The 24709-nt window shown below is 71.1% G+C and carries 27 protein-coding genes; 14 read left to right on the top strand and 13 right to left on the bottom strand.

The genetic code is table 11. The features are described 5' to 3' along the window. Positions 1-9: 9 nt before the first annotated feature. Both M1L60_RS17180 and M1L60_RS17175 read right to left on the bottom strand, forming a co-directional pair. Positions 10-531, bottom strand: a complete 522-nt coding sequence (locus tag M1L60_RS17180) for a Uma2 family endonuclease (protein ID WP_253238435.1) — start codon at positions 529-531, stop codon at positions 10-12. 146 nt (positions 532-677) lie between these two features. After that, a complete protein-coding gene (locus M1L60_RS17175; RefSeq protein WP_438862120.1) occupies positions 678-2471 on the bottom strand; it encodes a prolyl oligopeptidase family serine peptidase in 1794 nt (597 codons plus the stop codon). Positions 2472-2624: 153 nt separating this feature from the next. Here M1L60_RS17175 and mshB point away from each other — a divergent pair, with 153 nt between their 5' ends. The 4 genes from mshB to M1L60_RS17155 are packed head-to-tail and all read left to right on the top strand — an operon-like array spanning position 2625 to position 6390. Beyond that, on the top strand, positions 2625-3527 hold the full coding sequence (gene mshB, locus M1L60_RS17170; RefSeq protein WP_253238433.1) for an N-acetyl-1-D-myo-inositol-2-amino-2-deoxy-alpha-D-glucopyranoside deacetylase: 903 nt from the start codon (positions 2625-2627) through the stop codon (positions 3525-3527). Next, positions 3524-4006 (top strand): hypothetical protein, encoded by a 483-nt coding sequence (locus M1L60_RS17165; RefSeq protein WP_253238432.1) that lies wholly within the window; start codon positions 3524-3526, stop codon positions 4004-4006. Before mshB ends, M1L60_RS17165 begins: the two co-directional genes overlap by 4 nt. A gap of 29 nt (positions 4007-4035) precedes the next feature. Next, positions 4036-5889: a VanW family protein gene (locus tag M1L60_RS47845; RefSeq protein WP_253238431.1), complete on the top strand. Its 1854-nt coding sequence runs from the start codon at positions 4036-4038 to the stop codon at positions 5887-5889. Positions 5890-5919: 30 nt separating this feature from the next. Then, positions 5920-6390, top strand: coding sequence for a hypothetical protein (locus M1L60_RS17155; protein WP_253238430.1), 471 nt, complete (start codon positions 5920-5922; stop codon positions 6388-6390). Here M1L60_RS17155 and M1L60_RS17150 read toward each other — a convergent pair. Then, complete coding sequence (locus M1L60_RS17150) at positions 6387-7349, bottom strand: GNAT family N-acetyltransferase (protein ID WP_253238429.1); 963 nt, start codon at positions 7347-7349, stop codon at positions 6387-6389. The two genes, M1L60_RS17155 and M1L60_RS17150, sit on opposite strands and share 4 nt — an antisense overlap. A gap of 83 nt (positions 7350-7432) precedes the next feature. On the opposite strand from M1L60_RS17150, the gene fdxA reads away from it, so the two are divergent. From fdxA to M1L60_RS17110, 8 genes are all read left to right on the top strand, one after another. Beyond that, positions 7433-7756 (top strand): ferredoxin, encoded by a 324-nt coding sequence (gene fdxA, locus M1L60_RS17145; protein WP_253238428.1) that lies wholly within the window; start codon positions 7433-7435, stop codon positions 7754-7756. A gap of 2 nt (positions 7757-7758) precedes the next feature. Beyond that, complete coding sequence (gene dapC, locus M1L60_RS17140) at positions 7759-8844, top strand: succinyldiaminopimelate transaminase (RefSeq protein ID WP_308208500.1); 1086 nt, start codon at positions 7759-7761, stop codon at positions 8842-8844. Between the two features lie 98 nt (positions 8845-8942). Further along, positions 8943-9353: a hypothetical protein gene (locus M1L60_RS17135; protein ID WP_253238427.1), complete on the top strand. Its 411-nt coding sequence runs from the start codon at positions 8943-8945 to the stop codon at positions 9351-9353. 8 nt (positions 9354-9361) lie between these two features. Next, entirely contained in the window at positions 9362-11098 is a 1737-nt protein-coding gene (locus M1L60_RS17130) for a hypothetical protein (RefSeq protein WP_253238426.1), read from the top strand. A 218-nt stretch (positions 11099-11316) separates the two neighbouring features. Continuing rightward, entirely contained in the window at positions 11317-12357 is a 1041-nt protein-coding gene (locus tag M1L60_RS17125; RefSeq protein WP_253238425.1) for a S8 family serine peptidase, read from the top strand. Between the two features lie 89 nt (positions 12358-12446). After that, positions 12447-12914: a hypothetical protein gene (locus M1L60_RS17120; RefSeq protein WP_253238424.1), complete on the top strand. Its 468-nt coding sequence runs from the start codon at positions 12447-12449 to the stop codon at positions 12912-12914. A 9-nt stretch (positions 12915-12923) separates the two neighbouring features. Beyond that, a complete protein-coding gene (locus M1L60_RS17115) occupies positions 12924-13571 on the top strand; it encodes an SIMPL domain-containing protein (protein WP_253238423.1) in 648 nt (215 codons plus the stop codon). Between the two features lie 94 nt (positions 13572-13665). After that, positions 13666-14979, top strand: a complete 1314-nt coding sequence (locus M1L60_RS17110) for a DUF4407 domain-containing protein (RefSeq protein WP_253238422.1) — start codon at positions 13666-13668, stop codon at positions 14977-14979. 6 nt (positions 14980-14985) lie between these two features. Here the strand turns inward: M1L60_RS17110 and M1L60_RS17105 are convergent, their stop codons facing one another. From M1L60_RS17105 to M1L60_RS17085, 5 genes are all read right to left on the bottom strand, one after another. Further along, a complete protein-coding gene (locus M1L60_RS17105; protein WP_253238421.1) occupies positions 14986-15591 on the bottom strand; it encodes a hypothetical protein in 606 nt (201 codons plus the stop codon). 511 nt (positions 15592-16102) lie between these two features. Next, a complete protein-coding gene (locus M1L60_RS17100; RefSeq protein WP_253238420.1) occupies positions 16103-16744 on the bottom strand; it encodes a hypothetical protein in 642 nt (213 codons plus the stop codon). Between the two features lie 62 nt (positions 16745-16806). Further along, positions 16807-17280, bottom strand: a complete 474-nt coding sequence (locus tag M1L60_RS17095; RefSeq protein ID WP_253238419.1) for a hypothetical protein — start codon at positions 17278-17280, stop codon at positions 16807-16809. 76 nt (positions 17281-17356) lie between these two features. Then, positions 17357-17839, bottom strand: a complete 483-nt coding sequence (locus tag M1L60_RS17090; protein WP_253238418.1) for a hypothetical protein — start codon at positions 17837-17839, stop codon at positions 17357-17359. Positions 17840-18324: 485 nt separating this feature from the next. After that, entirely contained in the window at positions 18325-18717 is a 393-nt protein-coding gene (locus tag M1L60_RS17085) for a RidA family protein (RefSeq protein WP_253238417.1), read from the bottom strand. Positions 18718-18747: 30 nt separating this feature from the next. Between M1L60_RS17085 and M1L60_RS17080 the strand changes: the two genes are divergently transcribed. Further along, a complete protein-coding gene (locus M1L60_RS17080) occupies positions 18748-19467 on the top strand; it encodes a class I SAM-dependent methyltransferase (protein WP_253238416.1) in 720 nt (239 codons plus the stop codon). Here M1L60_RS17080 and M1L60_RS17075 read toward each other — a convergent pair. The 4 genes from M1L60_RS17075 to M1L60_RS17060 all read right to left on the bottom strand — a co-directional run bounded on the left by M1L60_RS17075 (position 19464) and on the right by M1L60_RS17060 (position 22850). After that, positions 19464-20171 carry a carbon-nitrogen hydrolase family protein gene (locus M1L60_RS17075; RefSeq protein WP_253238415.1) on the bottom strand — a complete coding sequence of 236 codons (708 nt, stop codon included), beginning with the start codon at positions 20169-20171 and terminating at the stop codon, positions 19464-19466. The genes M1L60_RS17080 and M1L60_RS17075 overlap by 4 nt on opposite strands. Before the next feature lie 28 nt (positions 20172-20199). Beyond that, on the bottom strand, positions 20200-20928 hold the full coding sequence (locus tag M1L60_RS17070) for a class I SAM-dependent methyltransferase (protein WP_253238414.1): 729 nt from the start codon (positions 20926-20928) through the stop codon (positions 20200-20202). 102 nt (positions 20929-21030) lie between these two features. Further along, positions 21031-22053, bottom strand: a complete 1023-nt coding sequence (locus tag M1L60_RS17065) for a DNA polymerase III subunit beta family protein (RefSeq protein ID WP_253238413.1) — start codon at positions 22051-22053, stop codon at positions 21031-21033. A gap of 200 nt (positions 22054-22253) precedes the next feature. Next, positions 22254-22850, bottom strand: a complete 597-nt coding sequence (locus M1L60_RS17060; RefSeq protein WP_253238412.1) for a LysE/ArgO family amino acid transporter — start codon at positions 22848-22850, stop codon at positions 22254-22256. 71 nt (positions 22851-22921) lie between these two features. Between M1L60_RS17060 and M1L60_RS17055 the strand changes: the two genes are divergently transcribed. Then, on the top strand, positions 22922-23722 hold the full coding sequence (locus tag M1L60_RS17055; RefSeq protein ID WP_253238411.1) for a LysR family transcriptional regulator ArgP: 801 nt from the start codon (positions 22922-22924) through the stop codon (positions 23720-23722). Here the strand turns inward: M1L60_RS17055 and dapD are convergent. Next, entirely contained in the window at positions 23719-24666 is a 948-nt protein-coding gene (dapD, locus tag M1L60_RS17050) for a 2,3,4,5-tetrahydropyridine-2,6-dicarboxylate N-succinyltransferase (protein ID WP_253238410.1), read from the bottom strand. The genes M1L60_RS17055 and dapD overlap by 4 nt on opposite strands. Positions 24667-24709: the final 43 nt, after the last annotated feature.

The following is a 24709-nucleotide window of genomic DNA, read 5'->3' as shown; positions in this document are numbered from 1 at the left end:
ACGACTATTTCAGTCCGGCAGCAGCGCCGCGGGATCCAGATCGACAGCCATCGGTTCGGTGAGCCGCAGGATCTCGCCCACCTTGGTCACCGAGTGCTCCTTGTAAGCGGCCCCGGCCAACTCGTAAAGGGTGAAGGTCCCAGCCTCGGGATCGACCATCAGGTACCACGGGATGCCGGCCACGGCGTAGTAGTGCTTCTTGAGCACCTTGTCGGTGGTGGCGTTGGAGGGGGAGTGGATCTCGCAGACCAGAACCACGAACGCCGAATCGATGATCAGGTCGTCGACCTCATCGTCGGCTGCGAATACGACGACGTCCGGGATCACCATCCGGTCCGGCCCGAGCTGGACGTTCACCGCGTTGCCGACCTCGAGGTGGGCCGGATCGGCGTTCGCTTCCAGAGTGTTGGCGAGATGCCGGGCGATCCTCTGATGGGCGCGAGTGGGGTTGGGGGTCACGAGCAAGCTCCCGTCGAGGAGTTCGACTCGGGGGGAGGTCACGCCGAGCGCCAGGTAGTCGTCGCCGGTCATCGGCTGACCATCGGCGAAAATCATCCCGTTCGCAGACGGTTTGTCCGCAGTGAACACTGTGGTCATGGCGTCTCCCGAGCTGTCGGGGTCGGACTCTCCCACAAAGACTAGTCTCATGACAACTCTCCTCGCGACTACCGCTTCGACTAGCGGGCAGCCGTGCCACGTCCCTGCAGGAAGGCTAGCTCCTCGTCAAGGGTGGCGGCCTCGGCTGACGGGAGGCCGGGGGCGGTGGCGCCGATCAGGAGGATGGTGTCGGTGGGGTCGGCTTCGAGGAGGGTGTGGTGGGCGTAGATGTCGGCTGAGTCGCGGGGGTCGCCCAGGTAGCGCTCGGCCAGCGGCAGCGGCGCGTCGTGCCAGTCGATGATCGGGTTGCGGGCGGTGGCTCGGTGGAAGACGTCGGGGCGGCGCAGCACCGCCATCGCGGCCAGCCAGCCGCCGGTGCCTGTGCCTCGTACGGAAACCGCGTTGAGATCCAGGTCGGGGTGTTTGCCGACCAGGGCCTGGAGCGCGTCGGCCTGGTCGGACAGGGCCACGTCGACCAGGCGGCGGTGCACCACCTTTTCGAAGCTGGGGGCCACCCCGGGTGTGCCCCGGCCGTCGATCGAGACGACCGCGAAGCCGGCGTCGGCCCACCACTGTCTTTCCTGCCAGGCCGCGCGGCAGTTCACCACCTGCTGGCTGCCCGGGCCTTCGCCCAATGCCACCAGCACCGGCAGCTTGGTGCCGGTGACGAAGCCGTCGGGATAAAGAACAGCGGCCGGCAACCGGCGGTCGGTGACCCGCTCGAACACCGGGCGCGGGGTGTACGGCAGCGGCGCCGACTGGTTGCCCAGGGCGGCCACCCGGGCCTCGCCCCGCCACACCACGTCGTCGACGACCAGCACGTCGCCGCCGGCGACGGCCCGGTGCCAGCCCCAGGCCCCGGTGGTTTCGGTGATCTTGCGGGCTTCGGCGCCGCCACCGCCTAGCGAGGTGCGGACGCGGAAGACGTCCTGGGTGGCCGGGTCGTCCTCGGTGCCCTCGACGATCAGGTCGGGGGAGCCGCTCGGGCCGCCGGGCCGGGGCGCCGTGCCGACCACCCGCCGCACGTAGAGGCTGGGTGGGGTGAGCAGGCTGCCGTCGGCGAACAGGCATCGCGCGTCGAAGCCGTCGTGGGCGAGTTCGCCGCCGACCAGCACCCGGCCGTCGGGCAGGTGACGGGGTGTGCCGGCCACCGGTTCGACCCAGCGGGCGTCGGCCAGTTCCGCATGGACCTGGGTTTCCCCCGTACGCGGATCGACCGCCAGCACCAGGCCGTGCTGCTGCATCCGGCGCAGCACGGTGATCAGCGGCCCGCCCCCGTCGGCCCAGCGCACCCCGACCACGTGGGGGTACGTCTCGCGGTCCCAGTGCACGTCGACCCAGCCGAAGTCGAGGTCGAGCAGGTGCAGGCTGGTCGACGCGGCCGTGCGGGCGGCCAGGATCTGGCTGCCGTCGGGCGCCCACCACCAGCCGCGGTCGCGCCCGAACCGGCGGGCCGGCTCGTCGGGCAGCCCCCAGCCGATGGATCCGCCCTGTTCACGCCACGCGTTGCCCGATTCGCCGGCCAGCAGGCGGTCGCCGTCGGGGCCGACCACCCGCAGCGAGGGCGAGCCGCCGACCCGGCTGACGTAGCCGATGTTGACGCCGTCGGGGTCGGGTCGCGGGTCCTCGGCCGGCTCGTCGGTCGGCACCTCGGTCAGCGTGCCCCGGGCCAGTTCGGCCCGGTACAGACGGCCCTCGCGGGTGAAGGCGGCCACGCAGGCGTCGCGGTCGGTGGCGTACGCGTCGATGGGCCCGGCCGCGACCAGGGACTCGGTCGCGGTGGCCACGTTGAGCACCCAGAGCGACGAGATCGGGTCCTCGGGGCCGGCCGAGCGCAGGAAGACCACACGCCGGCCGTCCGCGCCGACCGTCACCGTGTGCGGCGCGCCGTGACGGAAGTGACCGGTGCGTTCCGCGAGTCCCGGAAAGTCCACCCCGACAGCATCGCTGATCAAGCCCCTCCCGCGCGCCCCAAACCGGGCACGGCGTACCGGAAGTCTGTCGGGGTCCCCGCGTACAGTTGCCGCGTGACTGACGCCCTGCCCGCCCGCCGGCTCCTGCTGGTGCACGCCCACCCCGACGACGAGGTCACCGGCACCGGCGCCACCATGGCCCACTACGCGGCCTCCGGCGCCCACGTGACGCTCGTGACCTGCACTCTCGGCGAAGAGGGCGAGATCCATGTCCCCGCCCTGGCCCAGCTCGAGGCGGCCCAGGCCGACCAGCTCGGCGGCTACCGCCTGGTCGAGCTGTCCCGCGCGTGCGCCGCGCTGGGCGTCACCGACCACCGGTTCCTCGGCGGGGCCGGCCGCTTCCGCGACTCCGGCATGATGGGCCTGCCCACCAACGACCACGAGCGCGCGTTCTGGCGGGCCGACGTCGACGCCGCGGCCGCCCTGCTGCTCGAGGTCATCCGCGAGGTCAAGCCCCAGGTCATGATCACGTACGACCCCAACGGCTTCTACGGTCATCCCGACCACATCCAGGCCCACCGGGTCGCCATGCGCGCGGCCGAGCTGGCCGGCCCCGACGGCCCGCAGAAGATCTACTGGACGGCGATGCCGCTGAGCGTGCTGCGCGACGGCATGGAGGCGTTCCGCGAGCTCTCCGACAACCCGTTCGCCGACGTGGAAAAGGTGGAAGATCTGCCGTTCGGCCACCCCGACGACGAGATCGCCGCCCGCATCGACGGCACCGACTACTACCAGCAAAAGGTCGCGGCCATGAAGGCCCACGCCACCCAGATCCCCGACGACTCGTGGCTCTACGGCATCGCCGGCGACTTCGGCGGCGAGTTCATGGGCGTCGAATACTTCACCATCGCCCAGGGCTCCCGCGGCCCCGGCGAGGGCCCCCACAACTGGGAGAGCGACCTGTTCGGCGGGCTCGACCTGGAGCAACCGGCGATATCCGACGCGGCCTCGCGATGACGGTCGACGTGCAGCCCGAGCCCGAGACGTACGAGCAGAAGGCCCGCCAGCCGTGGGCCGGCTGGGACAAGCTGATCCGCGTCGGCGGGGTGACCGTGGCGGTGGTGGCCGCGCTGGTCACCGGCCTGCTCGAGATCTTCCTGAGCACCCTGCGGGCCGGTGACGTGGTGTCGATCTGGCGCGGCGACGCGATCGGTTCGGGCGGCGGCCCGCTGCTGTGGCTGTCCGTCCCGCTGTCGATGCTGTTCAACTGGGCCATCGCCTGGTTCGCGGTCAGCACCACCCGCCGGCGCTGGTCGCTGGCCCCGCCGTGGGGCCTGTGGACGCTGCTGATGCTGTTCGCGGCGGGCGTCCGCTCCGACGAGGGCGACTATCTGCTGGGCGGCGAGAACTGGGTCGCGCTGGTCACGATCCTGGCCGGCAGCCTCACCTACGCCGTCTACTCCTATCGCCTGATCCTGAAGCGCACGTTGCCCTAGCGGCGTTCCCCGACCGATGAGGTGAGCACGTGACTGCCAGGCCCGAGGGCGCGAGACCGGACGACACCGTCATCCTCAACGCCGGTCCGGACGGCAGCGTTACGGTCCCCGATGAGGCCGATGCCACAGTCCCGCTGCCGATGAGCTCGAACACGGTCGTGATGCCGGCCCAACGGGACGTTCCGCCGCAAGAACAGCTGCCGCCGCCGCCACCGCCCGCCGAGAAGAAGTCCCGGCGTGGGGTGCTGGTCGCGACGGCGGTGGCCGGTCTGCTGGTGGTGGGTGCCGGTGGCGCCGGGGCCTACGTCACGGCCGGTGACATTCCGCGTGGCACCGAGGTGCTGGGGCTCGACCTGGGCGCGCTGAGCCGGTCCGAGGCCGAGAAGGCGCTGGGCGACCATGTGGCGGCGCGGTCGGCCCAACCGGCCCGGGTCCGCCTCGACGGCAAGGACGTGACGGTCAAGCCCGAGGCGGTCGGTCTCGCGTTCGACGTGCCGGCGACTGTCGACGCCGCGGCCGGGAGCGGCCGCCGGCTCTTCGGGGTCAAGATCGTTCCCCCGGTCGTACGCCTGGAGGCGGCCAAGCTCGAGGCGGCGCTCCGCCCGCACGTGAACCCGAAGCGCGTCACCGTGCGCAAGCCGGCGATCACGTTCAAGGGCGTCACGCCCGTGGCGACGTACCCGCAAGCCGGTCTTGATCTGGACGGCGCGGTCGCCGCCGAGCGCGTGACCGGCGCGTGGCCGACCGGTCAGGTGGCCGACGTGCCGCTGACCACGCGCCCGCCGGCGATGACCAAGGCGCAGGTCGACGCGCTGGTCACCGATGTCGCCAAGCCCGCCGTGGCCGCGCCGGTGACGGTCGAGGTCGGCGCCGAGTCGTTCCAGCTGTCCCCGGCCGCAGTGGCCAAGGGGCTGGTCTTCCGGGCCGACTCCGCCGGTGTGCTGGCCCCGGCGATCGACGGCAAGCGGCTGCGGGCGGCCGGAAAGGCCCAGTTCGGCCGGGTCGAGACAGCGGCCAAGCCGGCCACCGTGCGACTGAGCGGCGGCAAGCCGCAGATCGTGGCCGGGGCGCCGGGCCGTGTGGTCGACGTGACCAAGCTCGGCCCGGAACTGCTCGGCGTGCTGGCCGGTCCGGCTCCGCGTGCGGTCACCGGCGTGCTGGCCGCGGCCGAGTCCGAGACCAGCCAGGCCGACGTGGCCGAGCTCGGCATCAAAGAGAAGGTGTCGACCTTCACCACCTACTTCACCGGCGGGCGCAGTTCGCCGCGCAGCCAGAACATCATCACGGTGGCCAAGGCGGTCGACGGCGCGCTCGTGCGCCCGGGCGCGACGTTCTCGCTCAACGGGCACACGGGCGAGCGCAACTACGCCAAGGGCTACAAGGACGCGCCGGTCATCGTGAACGGGGTGCTCGAGCCGGGCGTCGGCGGTGGCGCCTCGCAGTTCACCACCACGCTGTTCAACGCCGCCTACTACGCGGGTCTCGAGGACGTCGAGCACAAGCCGCACTCGTTCTACTTCTCGCGCTACCCGTCGGTCATCGAGTCGACGATCTTCTATCCCACCCTGGATCTGAAGTTCAAGAACACCACGCCGTACGGGATTCTGATCGACACCGCCACGACCGGGCGCTCGGTGACCGTCACGATGTGGAGCACCAAGGTCTACGACAGCGTCAAGACCGTCTACGGGCCCCGGCGCAACGTCACGAGCCCGCGCACCGTGCAGCGCGAGCCCGGCCCGAAGTGCATTTCTTCCAGCGGACTACCAGGCTTCACCCAGGACGCGTGGCGCGTCATCCGCAAGGATGGCCAGGAGGTCGAGCGCAAGAAGTTCACTTGGCGCTACGATCCCGAGCCACGGTTCGTCTGCGGCGGTGACTGACCCCCGCTCAGTAAGCCCCGGGGAGGGCACATGAGGCAGCAGCGCTGGTTCCCGATCGCGGCGCTCGCGGTCGGCCTGTTCGCGATCAACGTGGTGGCCCGCCTGGTCACCCGGTTCGCGTTCACCGACAACGACGCGGCCGAGACGCGCACCACGATCGTCATGTTCGCGGTCATCGGTGTCGTGCTCGCCGTCTATGCGTTCATGGTGTCGCACAACCGTCGCCCGTCGGAGTGGCTCGTTCCCGACTGGGTGCTCGGCGTGGCCGGGGCCATGCTGCTGACCCTCCTGGTGGGACCGTTCGTCAGCGGCGACCAGCCGTTCGGCAACGGCTCCGACAGCTTCTTCGCCCAGCTCGCGCTGTACCTGGCCTTCGCCGGCGGCGGCACCCTGGTCGGTTACTGGATCTCGGTGGCCATGGCCCGCGACTACCGCTCGCGCTCGCTCAAGGCCTACTCGCAGCAGCGTCAGGCCAAGCCGCGCAAGATCGTGCGTCGCTAGCCGGCCGGGGCCTCCCGGGTCAGGTACGTGTGGTGGGTGGTGAAGCCCACCCGGCCGTAGAGCGCGACCGCGCTCGTGTTGCGCTCCTCGACCTGCAGGTAGGCGCGGGTGCTGCCGTGCTGGGCGCCCCACTGCGCCAGTTCGCGCAGCACGTGCTGGGCCAGGCCTCGGCGGCGGGCCGACGGGGCGGTCTGCAGCAGTGCGACGCCCAGCCAGTGGTCGGGGCCGGTCACCGCGCCCCGGCCGACCGCCAGCAGCTCGCCGTCGGCGTCGCGGACCTGGGCGAACGCCACCTCGGCGGGCCCGGTGAGGATGCGGACAGCGGTGGCCGGCAGCGTGCCCTTGTGCTCGGCGACCATGGCGTACCAGTCGTCACCGGGTGAGTCGGCCAGCTCGACCGGCGGCAGGTCCCGCTTGGCCAGGCCGTCGAGCAGGGTGGGTACGACGGCGGTCTGCACCAGCGTGAGCGGCCGGGCGCCCCAGCCCCGGTCGTCGAGGGCGGCGTTGACCGGCGCCGCCAGCGGGAGCGGCGCGTTGATCAGCGCCCGCTGGCCGTGTGCCGAATACCACTCGGTGACCGCGTCGATGGCCGCCTCGAGCGGGCGGTCCGGATCGCCCACGGCCAGGGCCGAATTCGCCCGCCCGGTCCAGTTCTCGGCCGCGCGCAGGATCCAGTGGCCGAGGCGGCCCTGGGTCGGGGCCGGCCAGGCGTCGTTCGCGGCCAGCTCGAGCGCGATGACCTCGGCCGCGGGCGGACGGCGGGCGGCGGGCACCCGTTTGGCCCGGTGCACCTCGCGCAACGGCACCCGGAGCGTGCCCTTGGCGGTCGCGATGGTGAGATCGGTCTCCGTGAGGTCGACCAGCTCACCCAGGGCATCCGTGTAGAGAGTGCGATTCTGGGCAACGCCTACAATTCGGCGTACCACCACCCGGTGTCCCACATCCTGCCGACGGAGCACGTGTCACCTCCTCCGACGGGGATACTAGGCTCTGCAACTGTCGCCGGCGGTCCCCGCAGGCGTGGCTTTGGAGGGAAAGACCCGTGACCTACATCATCGCTGAGCCATGCGTCGATGTGCTCGACAAGGCGTGCATCGAGGAATGCCCCGTCGACTGCATCTACGAAGGCAACCGGATGCTCTACATCCACCCCGATGAGTGCGTCGACTGCGGTGCGTGCGAACCGGTCTGCCCGGTCGAGGCGATCTTCTACGAGGACGACGTCCCCGACCAGTGGAAGGACTACACCACCGCGAACTACGAGTTCTTCGAAGACCTCGGTTCGCCCGGTGGTGCGGCCAAGGTCGGCAAGATCGAAAAGGACACGCCGTTCATCGCGGGCCAGCCGCCCCGGGGCGAGAGCTGAACGTGCTCTCCTCGGTCCTGCCGGACTTCCCGTGGGATCTGCTGGAGCCGGCCAAGGCCCGGGCCGCCGCGCATCCCGACGGCATCGTCGACCTCTCGGTCGGCACCCCGGTCGACCCCGTGTCGCCGGTGATCCGGCAGGCGCTGGCCGACGCTTCCGACGCGCCCGGCTACCCGCAGACCGCGGGTACGCCGGCGCTGCGGGCCGCCCTCGCGCAGTGGATCGCCCGGTCCTGCGGGGCCTCGGGCGAGCTCGGTGTGCTGCCGACCATCGGCTCCAAAGAGATGGTGGCCTGGCTGCCCACGCTGCTCGGCCTCGGCGCCGGCGACAAGGTCGTGATCCCGCTGGTCTGCTACCCGACCTACGAGGTCGGCGTGCGCCTGTCCGGCGCGACGGCCGTGCGGTCGGATTCGCTGACGGCTGTGGGGCCCGATTCCCGCGTACGCATGGTGTGGATCAACTCGCCGTCCAACCCCACGGGCCGGGTGCTGCCGGTCGAGCACCTGCGCAAGGTCGTGGCCTGGGCCCGCGAGCGGGGCGCGATCGTGGTCAGCGACGAGTGCTACCTGTCGCTGGGATGGGAGACGCAACCCGTCTCGGTGCTCGACGACCGGGTCACCGGGGGCGACTACACCGGCGTGCTCGCCGTGCACTCGCTGTCGAAGCGGTCCAACCTGGCCGGCTACCGCGCCGGCTTCGTCGGTGGGGACCCGGCTCTGGTGCGGGAGCTTCTGGCCGTACGCAAGCACGCGGGCATGATCGTGCCGGCTCCCGTGCAGGCGGCGATGATCGCCGCGCTCGGCGACGAGGAACACGTGACCGCCCAGCGCTCGCGCTACGCGGCGCGACGTGAGCAGTTGCGAACGGCTCTGACCGGGGCGGGCTTCGAAATCACTCACTCCGAGGCCGGCCTGTACCTGTGGTCGTCGCGCGGTGAGGACAGCTGGAAGACCGTCGACTGGCTGGCCGACCGCGGCATCCTGGCTGCTCCAGGCGCCTTTTACGGCCCCGCCGCCGAGCAGCACGTGCGGATCGCGCTCACCGCCACCGACGAAAGAGTGGCGGCGGCCGTAGCCCGTTTGATCTAGACCCTTAGTGATCATGCCGTCGCTCACGGCGTTGACAGGTCGACAGCGGTCAGTACCCTCGGTGCGTTGCGAGACGACGTAGCTACGGGGAGGCGGTCGTGAGTGACGGCATTCGCGTCGAGACCGACGGCTTGAACAAGTTCTCGACCCAGGTGCAGGACGATACGTCCCGCACCCTCGGACCGGGCTATTCGGACGCCCGGGTCACGCTCGGAACCGGCGTACGGTTCGGGCAGAACAACGCCAGCGGCAGCGTGCACGCGGCGAAGGATCGCTATGCGGCCAGTGTGGAGGCCTCGACGGCCAACGTCGAGGAATACATGGCCGCGGCCCGGGTCCTGGCCGACGCGGCGGCCAAGGTCGCCGCGGCCCTGGACGCATCCGACGACCGCTCGGCCCAGCGCACCGACTGGATCACCGGCGCGCTGGCCGCCGCCGCGAGCGAGGCCCAGGCCCGCCGCGTCGCCGCCGAGCAGCGCACCGCACCCGCAACGGCGCGTGCGATATGACCGAGCCGGTGCTCACCAGCAAATACTGCACGGCGTGGGACGCGTTCAACACGCCCCGCATCTGGTCGATGGTGATGAACGAGGACGACGCGCTCGCCCGCGAACAGGTGCTCGGCTGGCGGCGGCTGGCGTCGTCGATCCGCAGCCAGCATCAGGCCCTGTCGACCGCCAAGGCCGACCTCATGGCCGCGTGGCCGCCCGACCAGAACGCCTCGGCCGAGGCGTTCCTCAACGAGCTCGACCGGCTGATGGTGCGGCTCGAAGCGGCCTCGGCCGACGCCGACACCACGGCCACCGGGCTCGACCGAATCCTGAACGCGCTCGACGGGGCCAAGAAGGCGGTCGAGCCGCTCTGGGAGAAGTACAAGGACAAAAGTGACGACCTGGTGCCACGCTGGTTCGACAGCGCCGAGGACGAGATCGACGCCGAGGCCCGCAACCACATGATCGCGATGGAGCGGGCGGTCTCGGACGCGGTGGCCGACCTCCGGGTGCCCGACCCGTTCGAGTTCAGCGTCGGTGGAACCCACGAGTGGCCGCCGCCCCCGGGACCAGGGGAAGGCGGCAGGCCGGGCTCGGGGTCAGGGCGGCTGGGCTCCGGGGGGATCGGCACCAGCGTGCCGCACGACCCGGTGCCGCCGCTGCCCGGCCTCGACCCGATCGCCCCTGATCCGGCCGGTCCTTCCGGGGCCGATTCAGGGATCAGCGGGCCGGGTCCGGGCGGGATCGGTTCCGGGGTACGCCCGGGTGGTCCCGACCTGGCCGGAGTGATCAATCCGCCGGCGACACTGCCGGGTCTGGGTGAGCCCGTGGGCACCGGGCCGGTACCTGGTGGTGGCCCGGTGGCGCCTCCGCCGTTGACCGGAGTGCCTGGCGTTCTGCCCGGTGGCGGGCCGGTGGTTGGTGGTGGCGGCGCGGCGCGTCCGCCGATCGGCGGGCCCGGTCGTGGTCCGCTGCCCGGCCGGACGCTGCCCGCGGGCGCCGTGATCGGCGGCCCGGGCTCGCTCGGCGGCCCCGGCATCGGCGGCCGTGGTGTGGGTAGCCCGGGCGCGGCTGGCGGCCGTGGTGTGGTTGGACCCGGCGTTGGCGGTCTGGGCTCGGGCGGTGTCGGTAGCCCGGGTGCGGCGGGTGGTCGCGGCGGGGGCCGTGGCGGCATTCGTCCTGGCGCGGGCTCCCTCGAAGGTGAGCCGGGCCGTGGTGGCGTCGGACGAGGTGCCGGTGGGCCGCAGCTGAACGGGGTCGGCGGCCCCGGAGCGGGTCTCGTCCGAGGCGCTGGTGGTGGCCTGCGGGGACCGGGAGCAGCGCGGGGACGAGCCGGCGGGCGGCGCGGATCTGCCGACGACCGCGACGACATCCGGTCCGGCGGTGCGTCGGCCGAGGGCTTCTCGGGCGGAGCTGGGGCCGGCGGTTTCGGCGGGCCTGTGGGTGGCCCGGCCGGCGGCGGTCGACGCGGCGGTGAGTTTGCCGGCGGTCGAGGTGCCGGTGCGGCCGGCGGGGGCCGGGGTGCCGCGCGTGCGCCGCGTCCGGCTTGGCTGCCCGACGATCCGGTCGGTCCCGATCGGCATCTCGCCCCGTCGGGCGCGGGCGGTCGTGGTCAGACCCGATCGCGAAGCGGTGACGAGCCGACCGGCTTCGACCCGGACAACCTGTGGCAGGTCGCCGAGGGAGTCACCCCGGTGATCAGCCCCGGCGTCGACGACGACTGGCACGACCCCGGCCCGAATGTGATCGGCCGCCGCGGGTGATCCGCTCAACTCGGCGCGGCGGTTCGGCAGCGGCCGCCACGCAGCCTTCGTCCGCTGCTCCGAGTTGTGGGCAGGCTGAAGTAGTGGGTGCAAGCGCTGCGCGGGCGGCAACGCGTTCGGAGGGTGCTACCCAGCCGGCAACGCGTTTGGTGGGCGCTGCCCGGCCGTCCGCGCGGTGGGCGACTGCTCGGCGGGTGGTGGCTGGGCTGGGGGTCGCTGTGCTTGTTGTGCTGCTCACCGGCGTACCGGCTCAGGCTGACACGTGGCGGGACCGGCAGTGGTATTTCGGGCCGATGCGGCTGGCTGAGGCTCAGGAGTTGGGCCGGGGCGGCGCCGGCGTGACCGTTGCCGTGATCGACACCGGTGTGGATTCCGGGCATCGCGATCTGCGGGGGGCCACCGTGCCGGGCTGGGTCGTCACGCGGGAGGAGCCGACCGACAATGTGGACACCGGGCCACACGGCACCGGCATGGCCGCGCTGATCGCGGGCCGGGGCCACGGGGACGGGGCCGGGCTGGTCGGGGTCGCGCCGCGCAGCAAGGTGATGCCGATCCGGCCGGTCAACGACGACCTGCTGATCGCCAACGGCATCCGGTGGGCGGTCGAGCACGGCGCCAAAGTGATCAACATGTCCTTCGACGTGCCGTCCGACCAGGTGCTCGAGGACGCGATCGCCGAGGCCTACGCGAACGACGTCGTGCTGGTCGGCGCGGCCGGCAACGGGGGCGGCGGGGTGATCGAACCGGCGGTGTTCCCGCACGTCGTGGCGGTCGGCTCGGTCGGTCGCAACAACCGGGTGGCCTCGTTCTCGAACCGGGGCCCCGAAGTGGACCTGGTGACGTACGGCGTCGGCATCCCGGTGGCCCGGCCCGGCAACAAGTACGCCGTCACGAACGGCACGAGCGTCTCGTCGGCCCTGGTCGCGGGCGCGGTGGCGCTGATCCGGGCCCGCTACCCCGACATGCGCGCGCCCGAGGTCGTCGACCGGCTGATGGAGACGGCGATCGACCGGGGCGCCAAGGGCCGTGACAACCGGTACGGCGCCGGCCAGCTCGACCTGATGGCCGCCCTGACCGCGCCGCGGGCCGCACCGAAGACCAGTTCCGCTCCGGCCCGGATTCCGGTGCAGGCCCCGGCCGCGGCATCGTCCACACCCGACCCGGGGCCGTCGCCGATAGTGATCGTGGCGGTCGGCGTACTGCTGCTGATCGTCGGTCTTTCGGTCTTCATGGTGGTTCGGGCACGACGTAGTTCCTGATCAGCGCGGTTTCACCCGGTCTGTTATGGCACTCGCCCGGCCCGCCCGGTGCGCTACTCTCGGTCGTACCGGAGATCGGGGGAGCACCGGTGACTTCATATCGTCCAAATCGGATAACAGGATCGGATCGCACCGGCACGGCCTACGCCGTTGTCGATCCGGTCGGTCGTTTTGTCGACATAGGCCTGCGACCCGGCTGGTGGCGGGCGCTGGGTCCGGCCCGGGTCGCCGCGGGTCTGCTCGAGGCATTGGAATCGGCGCGGATGAGCGCGGCCCTGGCCCCGCTGGTCGAGCGGGGCGAGATCGTGGACGCGGCCCGTGGTCGCATCACCGAGGCCTACCGGCTGATCGACGAGGGCCGCGAGCAGCCGGCCCTGCGGGTGATCATCGGTCCGCGTGGCCTGTTCCGCCTGCACGTGCGGGGCGGTCGCATCGAGAGCGCCGAGACCGGGCCGCTGACCCCGGCCGACACCGACCGGCTGGGGGCCGACGCCCGCGACTGCCTGACCGAGCTGGCCCGTCCCGCGGCCGGCGCGGAATGTGCACCGGCCGGGTAGCGTCGGGGCATGGTGGATCAACCCACGATCGTGGTCCGCGGCGAGGCGTTCCGCGAGGTGCCGCCCGAGCAGGCCGTTCTCTCCGTCACGCTGTCCGCGCGCGACCGTGACCGCGAGACCGTGGTGTCGCGGCTGCTCGAGCGTTCGACCGAGTTGCACGCCCTGCTGGCCGAGGCGGGCGACGCGATCGAGCGGCGCGAGACCGGTGGCGTGCGCGTGTTTCCCGAGCTCAAGCGGGGGAGCGAGCGCGTCGTGGCGTACACGGGAAATGTCGCCACGACCGTGACCGTGACCGACTTCGAGCCGCTCGGTCAGCTCTTGCTGCGGCTGGCCGCGCTCGAGCACGCGGCGGTGGCCGGGCCCTGGTGGCAGCTGCGCACGGGCAGCCGGGCCGGGGCCGACGTGCGCCGCGAGGCGATCGCCGACGCATTGTCCCGCGCCCGTGAGTACGCGGCGGCCGTCGGCGCCCGGATCGACCAGCTGGTCGAGATCGCCGACGACGGCACGGGTGGCGGCGGCGGTCCGATGATGCGGGCGATGGCCTTCGACGCCGGCACGCCCGAGTCGGCCAGCTTCGAGATCGACCCCCAGCCCCAGACGGTCCAGGCCTCGGTGACCGTGCGCGTGACGATCACCCCGCCCGAACTCGCCCCCTGACGCCGACCGCCCTCGGACGATCGGCGGAGGCCGCTCTGTCCGGATAATGCCGTTTCGGGCGCGGCGGGCGGCATGATCAGCAAGACTCGGCTGCATGCCGAAGGGCCGCCGAGACGTGCTGCTGCGGGTGGCGAACGTCAACCCGGCCAGCGTGACCACCCACACCGACCGGGTGCTGTACTCCGCCATCGGCGTCTTCATCCTCTTGTACTTCGTCTACGCCACGCTCGGTGGCGCCGCGTTCATCGACGCCGGCGCCAACTACGAGCACCCCTGGTACCGCTGGCTGGTCGGTCCGCTGGTCGCGGCCGGGGTCGTCGCCTATGACCGGGCGGTGGTCGGGCGGGTCGCCATCAGCTACGAACAGGTCGACTCCACCGATCCGAAACACCTGCTGAAAAAACCGACCATCGGCCTGTACGCCGGCCGGCTCGGACTGGCCCTGCTGTTCGCCGTGCTCATCACCGAACCGCTGATGCTGGCCCGCTACCAGGGCGAGATCGACGCGCGCCTCAACGAGGTGCACAACCAGCAGCTCAGCCGCATCGACCGGGACGGCGTGGTCGGCACCTGGACCGCCCGGCTGGCCCAGCTCGACCGGGAGACGGCCGGGGACGACGCCGCCGTGCGCGCCCTCAACGACCGGGCCGCCCAGAAGCGCGAGGACGCCCGCACGCTCTATCAGCAGGCGGTCGACGACTCGGCCGGCGACGGGGTGACCCGGGCCGCCGGCTGCCCGGCCGGCGGCTCCTGCGACCAGCTCGTGAAACGGTCCCGGGGGCTGGACGACGAGGCGACCGCGCTCGACGTGCGGGCCGGCCGGTTGCTCGACACCCAGCGGGCCGCCCGCGAGGCCCGGGCCGACGAGAAGTCCGCCCTGACCCGGCAGATCGGCGAGCAGCGCGAGGCCAACGAGACGGCGGTCGAGGCCGACTCCGGCTTCGGGGCCCGCACGGCGGCCATGTGGCACCTGGTGACCAGCGACTTCTGGGGCGTCGGGGTCTTCTATCTGGGGATCACGCTGCTGCTCGTGGCGCTCGACTGCGCGGCCGTGGGGCTCAAGTTCGCCTCCCGCGGCAACGGCTACGAACGCAACGAGGCCCGATTGGCCCGCCGCCGCGAGCACGAGGCGACCCTGATCCACGAGCGCGAGATCCAGGACGCCCGGGTGTACGGGGCGGCGATGGCCCGGGTCGTCTCCGAAGGCATCGAGACGGCCAGCCACGACGAGGACGTGGTGCGGGACTCGGCCGAGCGGGCCAGCGCGGTGCTGCGGACCTCGGTGGTCGTGCCGCCGGAGATCCGCGAACTCACCGCCCACCCCGGCCGGCACCACCGCCCGTTCGCGGCTGACCTGCTCGGGCCTCGGGCGCGGCACCAGCGCCCGACCGCGGCCGAGACGGAGTAGCGCGGGTCAGAGTTCCCGGCGTACGCCGGAGACCCGCACCGGAACAGTGAAGGTGGCCCCCTGGCAGGCTTTGGGGGAGTCGGAGCGCATGGTGAGGGCGCCGGGCACGTTGAAGGCGCCGATCGAGTTGTTGCCGACCTCCCACAGCACCGAGTACTTGGACCGGCTCAGCTTGACACCAGTGGCCCGGCAGCCGGCCTTCTCATGCTCGGGGTCGGCCACGACTGTCCCGTTCGCGGTCACCGAGGTGATCTTGATCGGGAACGAGTTGTCGTTGGTGACCGTGACGACCAGGTTGCCGGTGGCGCCCGCCCGCAGTGCCACGTTCAGGTCGGAGCGTGCCCGCAACGACAGCTCGACCGGCGCGCCGTCGGTTGCCTGCGCGACCTCCGAGCCCGTGATCTGCCAGTACGACCAGGCCGCGCCCGCGTTGACGACGATCGCGAGCGCCGCGGCGATGCCGAGGATGATCCGCGTACGCCGGTCCAGGCCCCTCTTGCGAGCCGGCGCTGACGGGTGCCGGACCTCCCACGTCGGCTCCTCGTGGTCGGCCGGATCCAGTTCGATGTGCATGTCGGTGATCCTGTTGCCGTCGGGTCCGCGGTCGTTCAAGCCGCCACCCTCCCGAAGCCGGGTCAATAGATCACGCCGCATTACACGTGCCTCGGTCTTGCTCATGCGGCGCGTTCCTCCTTCAGCGACGGACGGGGACTTCATGTCTAATAACGGTCGCCGACGACGCGTGGTCGTGTGATCGGGATTCCGTCCCCGGTTCTGCGCGCATAAATCGCACAGTTGAGGCTGTCCGGCTTACCCCCAAAGGGGGATCGGTTCGGCAAATCGCCGTCAATGCATCGTCCATCGAACTCGCCCCTGACCAGGGGGTAGATTGCCGTCAGGGCGGCTCCGGCCCGGCCATATTCATCCCCGTGAGGGTCAAGGAAAGGCTTTCCCGGCGTACGGACGTCAGGCCGAGCCCGAAGCCGTTTCTCCCCGGTCCGGCCAGGCGGGCATCCGCCGAATGTCGGCCAGAATTCGAATATTCCGCCTAACCCGTCCGGGTACACAAAATCGATCGAGCCCGCGGCGTGGGACCCCGCCGCGGGCTCGATCATTACCCCACCTATTTCGGAATGCCTTCGCCGGCCGAACCGCTGGCGGACGGTTCCGGCGCCGCGCTCGCAGGCTCCCGCACCGCGGGCGAGGACGCGGCCGGGGGTGCAGTTTCGTCTTCGGTCTTCTCCGGCTCCGGCGCCGGCGCCGTAGTGACGGGCTCGGCGGCCGGTTTCTTGGTGGCTTCGGTCGTCGGCGCCACGGTCGTCGGTGGCGTGGTGGGCGCGACCACCTTGGCGGCCGGCGGCGGCTCCGCGACCTTGGCCGCGGCCGGGGCAGCCGGAGCGGCGGGGAAGGTGAGGGCCTTGCTCAGGCCGCCCTCGGCCCCGGACCACTTGGCGTAGTGCGGGATGACGGCCCACTTCCACTTGCTACCGGCAACTGCGGAAGCGGCGAAGGTGACCGACTCACTGGCACCGCCGGATGCCTCGACCTCGCGGACGAGCGCCTCTTTGGCCGGGTTGTCCTGGCTGTGCGCGGTGACGGTGTAGCGATCCATCTTGACGCCCGGCACGAGTTCCTGAGCGCTCCAGCTCACGACCGCCGCTTTGGACTGCTTCGCGACACTCGGCTTGGTGCCCTTGGGCATCTTCGCGGACCGAGTCGTGACCTTGGCGCTGCCGCCGATCACCCACGCGGCGTTGGCGGTCAAGGTTCCAGCCGCGACAACCGCAGCGGCAGTCGCACTGATCAGGACGTATGTCGTGCGCTTCCTCATCGGCCGGCCTTTCTGCCGGTTCCGGCGAGGGAGATCAGCAACTTGGTGTTCGCGCACTTCGGGGTGGCATTGCGGGGCATTGTCACCGGGATCGAGCCGGCCAGGGTGGTGCGGCCGTAGGGCTTGATCGTGACGGGAAGCCGGCCGCTGTAGGCGGCGACCCGCAAGGTCGCGCCGGTGGCGGGGCAGGCACGGCGGTCTGTGCCGACCAGACGGCCATCCAGTGTTTGCAGCGAGAGCGGGAAGTCGAACGGGTTGATCACGGTGATCTTGATCTGCCGGGTTGCCCCGGGGTAGAGGCCGGTCACCGGCCGCCCGCTGAGGGTGAACCGCACATTGCCGTAAGAGTCGCGGCCGCCGTGGGTCAGCACCATGTCCTGCCTGTCGGGCTCCCCCTGCTGGCTGCCGGCAACGATGAACGCCGTGGCCAGCGTCGCCGCTGCGGTGACGGCCGATCGCCATGCCTTCACAGGTGCCTCGTTCGCTGAGAAGTGATCAGGACCTGATGATGGGAAGTGGGCGCGTGACCGCCCACTTCCCTCAACGTCATGCCGCGACTTCGCCCTTGAGCGTGGCCTTGACGACGATGCCGGGCTTGTTCGCGCAGAGCTCGCTGGCGTTCTCCGACATCTTGAGGTCGCCCAGATCGACCGATGCCGTCGTGCCGGGGTCGAAGACAGTGGACGTGTTCAGCTCGGGGAAGCTGAATCCGGCCAGCGACTGGGTGCAGTCACCCCCACCCTCGACGGTGATCACGTCAACCGCGGTGATCTTGACCTTGTAGTCGTTCGGGTTGTTGAGGGAGACGCCCTGCAGTTGCACGATCTTGCCCGGGAAGAACTTGTTGGTGGCCCCACCGGCGCGGAGGTCGATGGTCGCGGTGACGTTTCCGATCGTGGAGGTCGCCACGGTGGTGTTGCTGCTGCCCTGGAACCAGCCGCTTGCGTAGGCGAACGCCGCGGTTCCGCCGGCGACGGCGAGAACGGAGCCGGTGAGGATGGCCGCGGAACGCTTGGTGAACTGACGCATGGGGAAGTTCCTCCTGGAACGTTTGGGTAATTCGTTAGGTGCTCGAAATTGGTGTGGCCGGGGCTCGAAGCGTTCCGGCGCTGCGACAAAGATGGCCGATGGAGACGGCCTAAGCGATAGTGCTTTTGCCCGTCCTATCCAGAACGCGGAGTCAGCCGACTATCGATGATCGGATTAACCCGTAGGGCTGACCGCAGCGCGAGACATCGAGCGCGCACCCCGCGCTGGCGATCACCAATAAGCGCTGGTGGCTGCATCAGGCAGCACAAACGGTGACGTATCAGCAGAGCGCCGGCTTCTCAAGCCTTCGAAAGATCCATTGTGGGCCGTAACCCCGAAAACGCGAGCGAAGACGAGCATTAATCGCGATGCTTGCCGTGCTGCAAGGGCAGCTTTCCTCTAATGGGGTAAGCGAATTTGGCGCCCCGCTCACCTGAAAGAGGCTTACCGGCGATGCTTCTGTCGGCCGCCGGGGCGAGCCGGGCTTAACCGGCCGGGAGGACCGCCGTCGCCTCGACCTCGACGCGGAAGTCCGGGTTGACCAGTCCGGCCACCTGCACCAGTGTGCTGGCCGGGGGCGCGGCCAGGTTGATGAACTCGTCGCGGGCCGTACGGAAATCGGCCAGATCCGCGAGGTTGGTCAGGAAGATCGTCAGTTTGACCACGTCGGACATTCCGGCGCCGGCCGCGGCCAGGGCCGTCTCGATGTTGCGGAACACCTGGCGGGTCTGTGCCAGCGCGTCGTCCTCGCCGACCAGCCGGCCCTCGGCGTCGAGCGGCACCTGTCCGGACACCACTACCGTCGGGCCCGTGTAGGAGACCGCGTGGCTGTAGTTGTTCGTGGGCGGCGACCCCGCCGGCCGGACATGGTGCTGCATGGATCGAGACTAACCGCTACGGTCGGGCCCATGGCGCAGGTCTTCGGCGAGGTGGCCGCCCTGTACGACGAGGTCCGGCCCGGTTATCCCGAGGGCGTGCGCGACGCGATCCTCGAATACGGCGGGCCGCCCGACGGCATCGTCGAGCTGGGGGCCGGCACCGGCAAGGGCACCGAGCTGCTGGTCGGGTTCGACACCTGGCTCACCGCCCTGGAACCCGACCCACGGATGGCGGCTGTCCTGCGTACCAAATTTCCGCAGGTCGCAGTGATCACGACGACGTTCGAGGAGTGGTCGCCGGGCGGGTCGCGGCCCGGGCTGGTGGCCTGCGCGATGGCCTGGCACTGGATGGCGGCCGCGACGCGCAACCGGCGGGCCTTCGACCTGCTCGCCCCGGGCGGCACCCTCGCGGTGTTCGGCCACAAGTACGCCTACGCCGACCCGGGGCAGGAACGGGCGATCGGCGACGTGCTGCGTTCGGTCGATCCGACGGTGGCCGACCGGGCCGACCACTGGGTGCGCGACGACGTGCTCGCCTCGGGAGTGTGGCCGACCGTGGTCGAGCGCCGCTTCACCACGTACCCGGTGCTGGCCAAGCCGCGGTATCTCGAGCTGATGCAGACGTTCTCGCCGTTCCGCCGGCACACGCCCGACCAGCAGCGACGGGCCCTGGACGGGCTGGACGCGGCGATCGACGGGCCGGTGCGCCTGGAACTGCGGACCAGTCTGGTGCTGGCCCGGAAGCCCTAGACGCGGGCCAGCTTCTCGGCGTAGAGGGTCGCTCGGGCGATCTCGCCCACCGTCCGGCTCGCGCGGGCGGCCACGGAACCGTCCGGCGCCCAGATGCCCGAGCGGCCCGCGGTCTCGGGGTACTCGGGACCGGACGCGCCCGCGCACGAGGCGACGGCCACCCAGACCCCGTACTCCTGGCTGATCTTGCGAGCCCGCTCGGCCAGCACCACGTCGTCGGCCGGGTGGTCGACCACCCCGGCGATGTAGGCGTCCATGCCCAGCGCCGCCGTGGTCGCCGCGTGCTGCTCGACGCCGGTGTCGCGGCAGATGCCCAGGCCCAGGCGCCAGCCGTCGACCTCGATGACCTCGGGACCGGGGCCGGCGGCGAAGCGCGACTCGGTGTGGTGCGGGTTGACCTTGCGGTAGACGACCCGGGCCCCCTCGCCGTCGATCATCAGCGTCGCGATGTGCGGGCCGGCGACGGGCGCGCCGGCCAGCGCGATCGTGTCGGTGGCGGCGCAAGCGTCGATCAGCGGGCGCAGCCGCGGGTCGTCCGCCGAGACGAGGGGCGCCGTCAGGTCGTACCCGGTGAGGGAAAGTTCGGGAAAGACGACCAGCCTTGCGGCGGACGCGCGGACCGCGGCCGCGTGCCGGGTCGCGTTGGCGGCGATGTCGAGCGCGTGGACGGGCGGTTGGGCGACGGCGATGACCAACGAGCGCATGGGCCGATCTTTCTGCGGGGGGATTGGGTCAGGGACGGACGGCTTCGACCAGGAAACGGTGGGCGGTGACGGTGAAACCGCCGTGCAGGCGGATGTAGGTGTCGAGGCGGTCCAGCGCCTGCTGGTAGTGCCTCGGGCTGAAGTCGCGGATCTGCCAGGGCAGGTCCCGCAGCTGGCGGACCACGGCGCCGACGTCGTGGAAGGTCATCGGCGGGCGTTCCTCGCGCACGTCGATGACCTCGAGACCGGCCGCGGTCAGCGCCGAGACCGCGACATCGGCGTTCCAGGGCTGGCGGTGAGCCGGTGGCGCCCCCAGCGCCACGTTCAGCTCGGCCAGGTCGTCGCTGCCGACCTGCTGGGTCAGCACGGTGCCGTCGCGGCGCAGCAGCCGCACGATGTCGGTCGCGGGCAGCCGGCCGTGACGGCTGAGCACGACGTCGAACTCGTCCTCGCCGCCGGGGAGCTCGGTCAGCACCTCGACGGCGAGCGGGGCCAGCCGGTCGCGAGCCACGGGGATGTTCCTCGTCCAGCTCTCGACGGCGACGGTGTGCGGTGGCAGCGGAGCCAGCTCGGCCAGCAACTCGCCACTGCCGGTGTCGAGGTCGAGGGCCGAACAGGCGCGGCGCAGCAGGGTGCGGGCCAGGGCCGGGTACGACCATGACGGCTCGGAGCCGACGTCGCGCCCGTCCAGCCAGGCGAACTCCCAGCCGGTGGCGCGCTCGCCGGCGGACTCCTCGAACTGCTGGCCGATGCGCACCCGACGACGGTAGCCACTGCCCCTGTGGGCGAAGCACCCGGTGTGACGTGACTCAAGCCCGAACCTGTCACGCGGAAGTAAATTGTTACGCCGCCGCGACCTCTACGGCCGGACCGGCATCAGGATCGAGAACCGGGAGTCGTCGCCCGGGACCCGGACGGCCAACGGCTTGATCGGCCCGTCGAGTTCCAGCACGAGCTGCCCGGTGCCACCCGCGTCCAGGGCCTGCAGCAGGAACTCGCGGTTGACGGCCAGGTGCACCTCACCTTCCGGGACGACATTCACATCGCCGTCCCGAAAACCCAGAAGCGCCATTTCGTACGTGGTCCCGTCGTGCTCCTTCATGACGACGGGCGCGGCGCTGACCTGATCACGTAGCGCCGCCGAGTCGACCGTGACCCGGGTCGTGGGTGCGCCGAGCGCGTCGAGCAGGCGGCGGTGATCCGGGTAGTCGATGTCGAGGGGCTCAACCTCGAGCGAGGCCGCTTCTTCCCGTACGCGATCCGCCCCCAGATCCAGCACGGCCGAGCCCTCGCCGAGCGTGGCCCGCAGACCGTCGACAAACTCGAGCGGCAGCACCGAGCGGATCGGTGGCCCCTCGACCTCGGCCGGCGCCGCCGCCACGGCCATCCGGAAACGGTCGGTCGCGACGAGCGTGAGCACGCCACCGGTCACATCGAGCAGCACGCACTGCAACATCGGCAATGCCGGATCGGCCCCCGCGGCAAAGCGGACGGCATCGATCGTGGCGGCCAGAGCGGCGGCGGGCAGGCTGACGCGGGTCATGAGTTTCTCCTCCAGGTCGAGCAGGGCGTGGATGCGGAGGAGTTCACGCTGAGCATCGGCCAGCCCGTCCTCGAGGCGCCGCCGGTGCGCCTCGAGCCGCCGGCGCACGGCAGCCGGGTCGTTCAGGTCCCGGACGCACTCGGCGATCTCGGCCACCGGCAGCCCGACGCGGCGCAACCCCGCGATCAGCCGGGCCGCCCGCATCTGCTCGTCGGTATAGCGCCGATAGCCGTTCGCTGTGTCCACCTCGGCGGGAACCAGCACGCCCGCGCTGTCGTAGAACCGCAGCGCGCTGACGCTGAGCCCACTGGCCCGAGCCACCTCACCGATGCCGCGCATGTCTCCTCGCACCTCACCGACCCTGTCGCCTCGACCAGGTCGAGGGTCAAGCCGCGATGATCTTTCGAATCCGCAGAGGCTGCCATCCCTAACCCCCACCCGCCTCGGGGCGTTGTGGGGTGAACTTACGCGGGTGTCAAGCGAGAGGCAGCCAGTTGTCCACAGGCCCGCCCATCGCCTTGTCCACAGACCGAGCCCGTCTAGCTGAGCAGCAACATCACGGCCACAGCCAACATGACCACCGCGATCAGGCCGTCCAGCACACGCCAAGCCGACGGGCGGGCCAGCAATGGCGCCAGACGGTGTGCGCCCGCGCCCAGGGCGGTGAACCAGACCAGGCTGGCCGCTGCCGCGCCCGCGCCGAAGAGCCAGCGGTGTGGGTGCTGTTGCGCGACCGAGCCCAGCAGCAGCACCGTGTCGAGGTAGACGTGCGGGTTCAGGTAGGTCAGGGCCAGGCAGGTCAGCACCGTCGCGCCCAGGGTGGCCGGGGCCTTCTCGGCGGCCCGCAGGGCGGTGGGCCGCAGGGCGCGGCGCGCGGCCAGCACCGCGTACGCGATGAGGAAGGCCGCCCCGAACCACTTGATCACTGTGACCGCGTCGGGGCGGGCCGTGATCACCGCGCCCAGGCCGCCGATGCCCGCGAGGATCAGGAACAGGTCGGACAGCGCGCAGACCAGCACGACCGCCACCACGTGTTCGCGGCGCAGGCCCTGGCGCAGGACGAACGCGTTCTGGGCGCCGATGGCGATGATCAGGACGGCGGAGGCGAGGAAGCCGGCGGCGATGGAGGTGAGCACGGCTTTGACCGTATTTTTAAAACTAGGCGTACTCAAACTAAAGATTTTGACGTTGCATTAGCATCGCTTATGTGGACTTCGCGCAACTGGCCACCTTCCAGGCCGTGATCGAGTCGGGCAGCTTCGACGCGGCGGCGCGCGAACTGCACGTCACACCGTCGGCGGTGAGCCAGCGCATCAAGGCCCTCGAGCGCTCGGTCGGGCAGGTTCTGGTCCGGCGTACGAAACCCTGCGTGCCCACCCCGGCCGGTGAGGCCCTGGTCCGCTTCGCGGGGCAGGTCGCGCTGCTCGAACGGGAGGCCATCGGTCAGGCCCGCGGCGGCACCCGGGTGTCGATCGTGGTGAACGCCGACTCGCTGCACACGTGGTTCCTGCCGGCGCTGGCCGCCGTGCCCGGCCCGCAGTACGAGTTGCACACCAATGACGAGTACTACACCGCCGACCTGTTGCGATCAGGGACGGCCATGGCGGCCGTCACTGCCGATGACACCGCTGTGCAGGGCTGCCGGATCGAACGGCTCGGCGCGCTGCGCTACCTGGCGGTCGGGCGCCCGGACGACACCGCGATGATCCTTTACGACCGCCGGGACCGGCTCCAGCATCGCTTCATGGAAACCGACGAATCCGATTTGCCCATCCACTACGTGCCGTCGGCCTCGGGTTTCATCGAAGCCATCCGCATGGGCCTGGGCTGGGGCATGGTCCCCGATTGGATCGCCCGGGCCGACATCGCCGCCGGACGCTATGTCGACCTGCACCCCGGCCGCCATCTCGACGTGCCTCTGTACTGGCAGTACTGGCGGATCGGCTCCGAGGTGCTGGACGAGCTGACGGCCGCCGTCAAAGCGGCGGCCGCCCCTTACCTGCGTTAGGAGTTGGCGTGCAGGGCCGCGTTGAGCTCGATGCCCGTGCCCTTGCGCGGCTTGGCCTCGAGCGCCCCGGTCACCGAGTTGCGCCAGAACAGCAGGCCGTTGACCCCGGACAGCTCGCGCGCCTTGACCACCCGGCCGTCGGGGAGGGTGATCTTCGACCCGGCCGTGATGTAGCAGCCCGCCTCGACCACGCAGTCGTCGCCGAGCGAGATGCCGATGCCCGCGTTCGCGCCCAGCAGGCTGCGCTCGCCGATGCTCACCTTGTCCTTGCCGCCGCCCGAGAGCGTGCCCATGATGGACGACCCGGCGCCGACGTCGGAGCTGTCGCCCACGACCACGCCCTGCACGATGCGGCCCTCGACCATCGACGTGCCCAGCGTGCCCGCGTTGAAGTTGGCGAAGCCCTCGTGCATGACTGTCGTGCCCGAGGCCAGGTGGGCGCCGAGGCGGACCCGGTCGGCGTCGGCGATGCGGACGCCCGACGGCACCACGTAGTCGGTCATGCGGGGGAACTTGTCGACCCCGAAGACGGCCAGGTGGCGACCGGCCGCTCGCTCGAGGAAGCGCAGCTCGTCGACCCGGTCGGCCGGGCACGGGCCGGCCGACGTCCAGGCCACGTTGGCCAGCGCGCCGAAGATGCCGTCGAGGTTGAGCGAGTTGGGCACCACGAACCGGTGCGACAGCAGGTGCAGCCGCAGGTAGGCGTCGGACGCGTCCTTGATCGGGTCGGCCAGTGAGGCGATCGTCACGCGGACCTCGACCGTCGACAGGCCGGGCAGCGCCTTGGGCCCGGTCAGCCCGGCCGGCAGCGCCGGCGCCCCGGCGGGCAGGTCACCCAGGCCGAGGAAGCCCTCGGGGTACCAGGTGTCGAGCACCTGCCCCTCGGCGGTGACGGTGGCGAGGCCGATGCCCCAGGCAGGCGAGGTCGAGATCGCGGTTTCCACGCCCGAACCCTACTAAAACCCTGAGCCGAGTCGTGATTCACCT

The organism is Paractinoplanes aksuensis, assembly GCF_024137025.1.
Taxonomy (GTDB): domain Bacteria; phylum Actinomycetota; class Actinomycetes; order Mycobacteriales; family Micromonosporaceae; genus Actinoplanes; species Actinoplanes aksuensis.
The sequence above is the reverse complement of the archived record's forward strand: the minus strand, read 5'-3'. Positions and strand labels throughout refer to the sequence as shown.

Coding starts and splice junctions, on each gene's coding strand:
- M1L60_RS17180 (WP_253238435.1), bottom strand. CDS start 531: ATGACCGGCGACGACTACCTGGCGCTCGGCGTGACCTCCCCCCGAGTC.
- M1L60_RS17165 (WP_253238432.1), top strand. CDS start 3,524: ATGACGGTCGACGTGCAGCCCGAGCCCGAGACGTACGAGCAGAAGGCC.
- M1L60_RS17155 (WP_253238430.1), top strand. CDS start 5,920: ATGAGGCAGCAGCGCTGGTTCCCGATCGCGGCGCTCGCGGTCGGCCTG.
- M1L60_RS17115 (WP_253238423.1), top strand. CDS start 12,924: ATGGTGGATCAACCCACGATCGTGGTCCGCGGCGAGGCGTTCCGCGAG.
- M1L60_RS17110 (WP_253238422.1), top strand. CDS start 13,666: ATGCCGAAGGGCCGCCGAGACGTGCTGCTGCGGGTGGCGAACGTCAAC.
- M1L60_RS17090 (WP_253238418.1), bottom strand. CDS start 17,839: ATGCGTCAGTTCACCAAGCGTTCCGCGGCCATCCTCACCGGCTCCGTT.
- M1L60_RS17085 (WP_253238417.1), bottom strand. CDS start 18,717: ATGCAGCACCATGTCCGGCCGGCGGGGTCGCCGCCCACGAACAACTAC.
- M1L60_RS17080 (WP_253238416.1), top strand. CDS start 18,748: ATGGCGCAGGTCTTCGGCGAGGTGGCCGCCCTGTACGACGAGGTCCGG.
- M1L60_RS17075 (WP_253238415.1), bottom strand. CDS start 20,171: ATGCGCTCGTTGGTCATCGCCGTCGCCCAACCGCCCGTCCACGCGCTC.
- M1L60_RS17065 (WP_253238413.1), bottom strand. CDS start 22,053: ATGCGCGGCATCGGTGAGGTGGCTCGGGCCAGTGGGCTCAGCGTCAGC.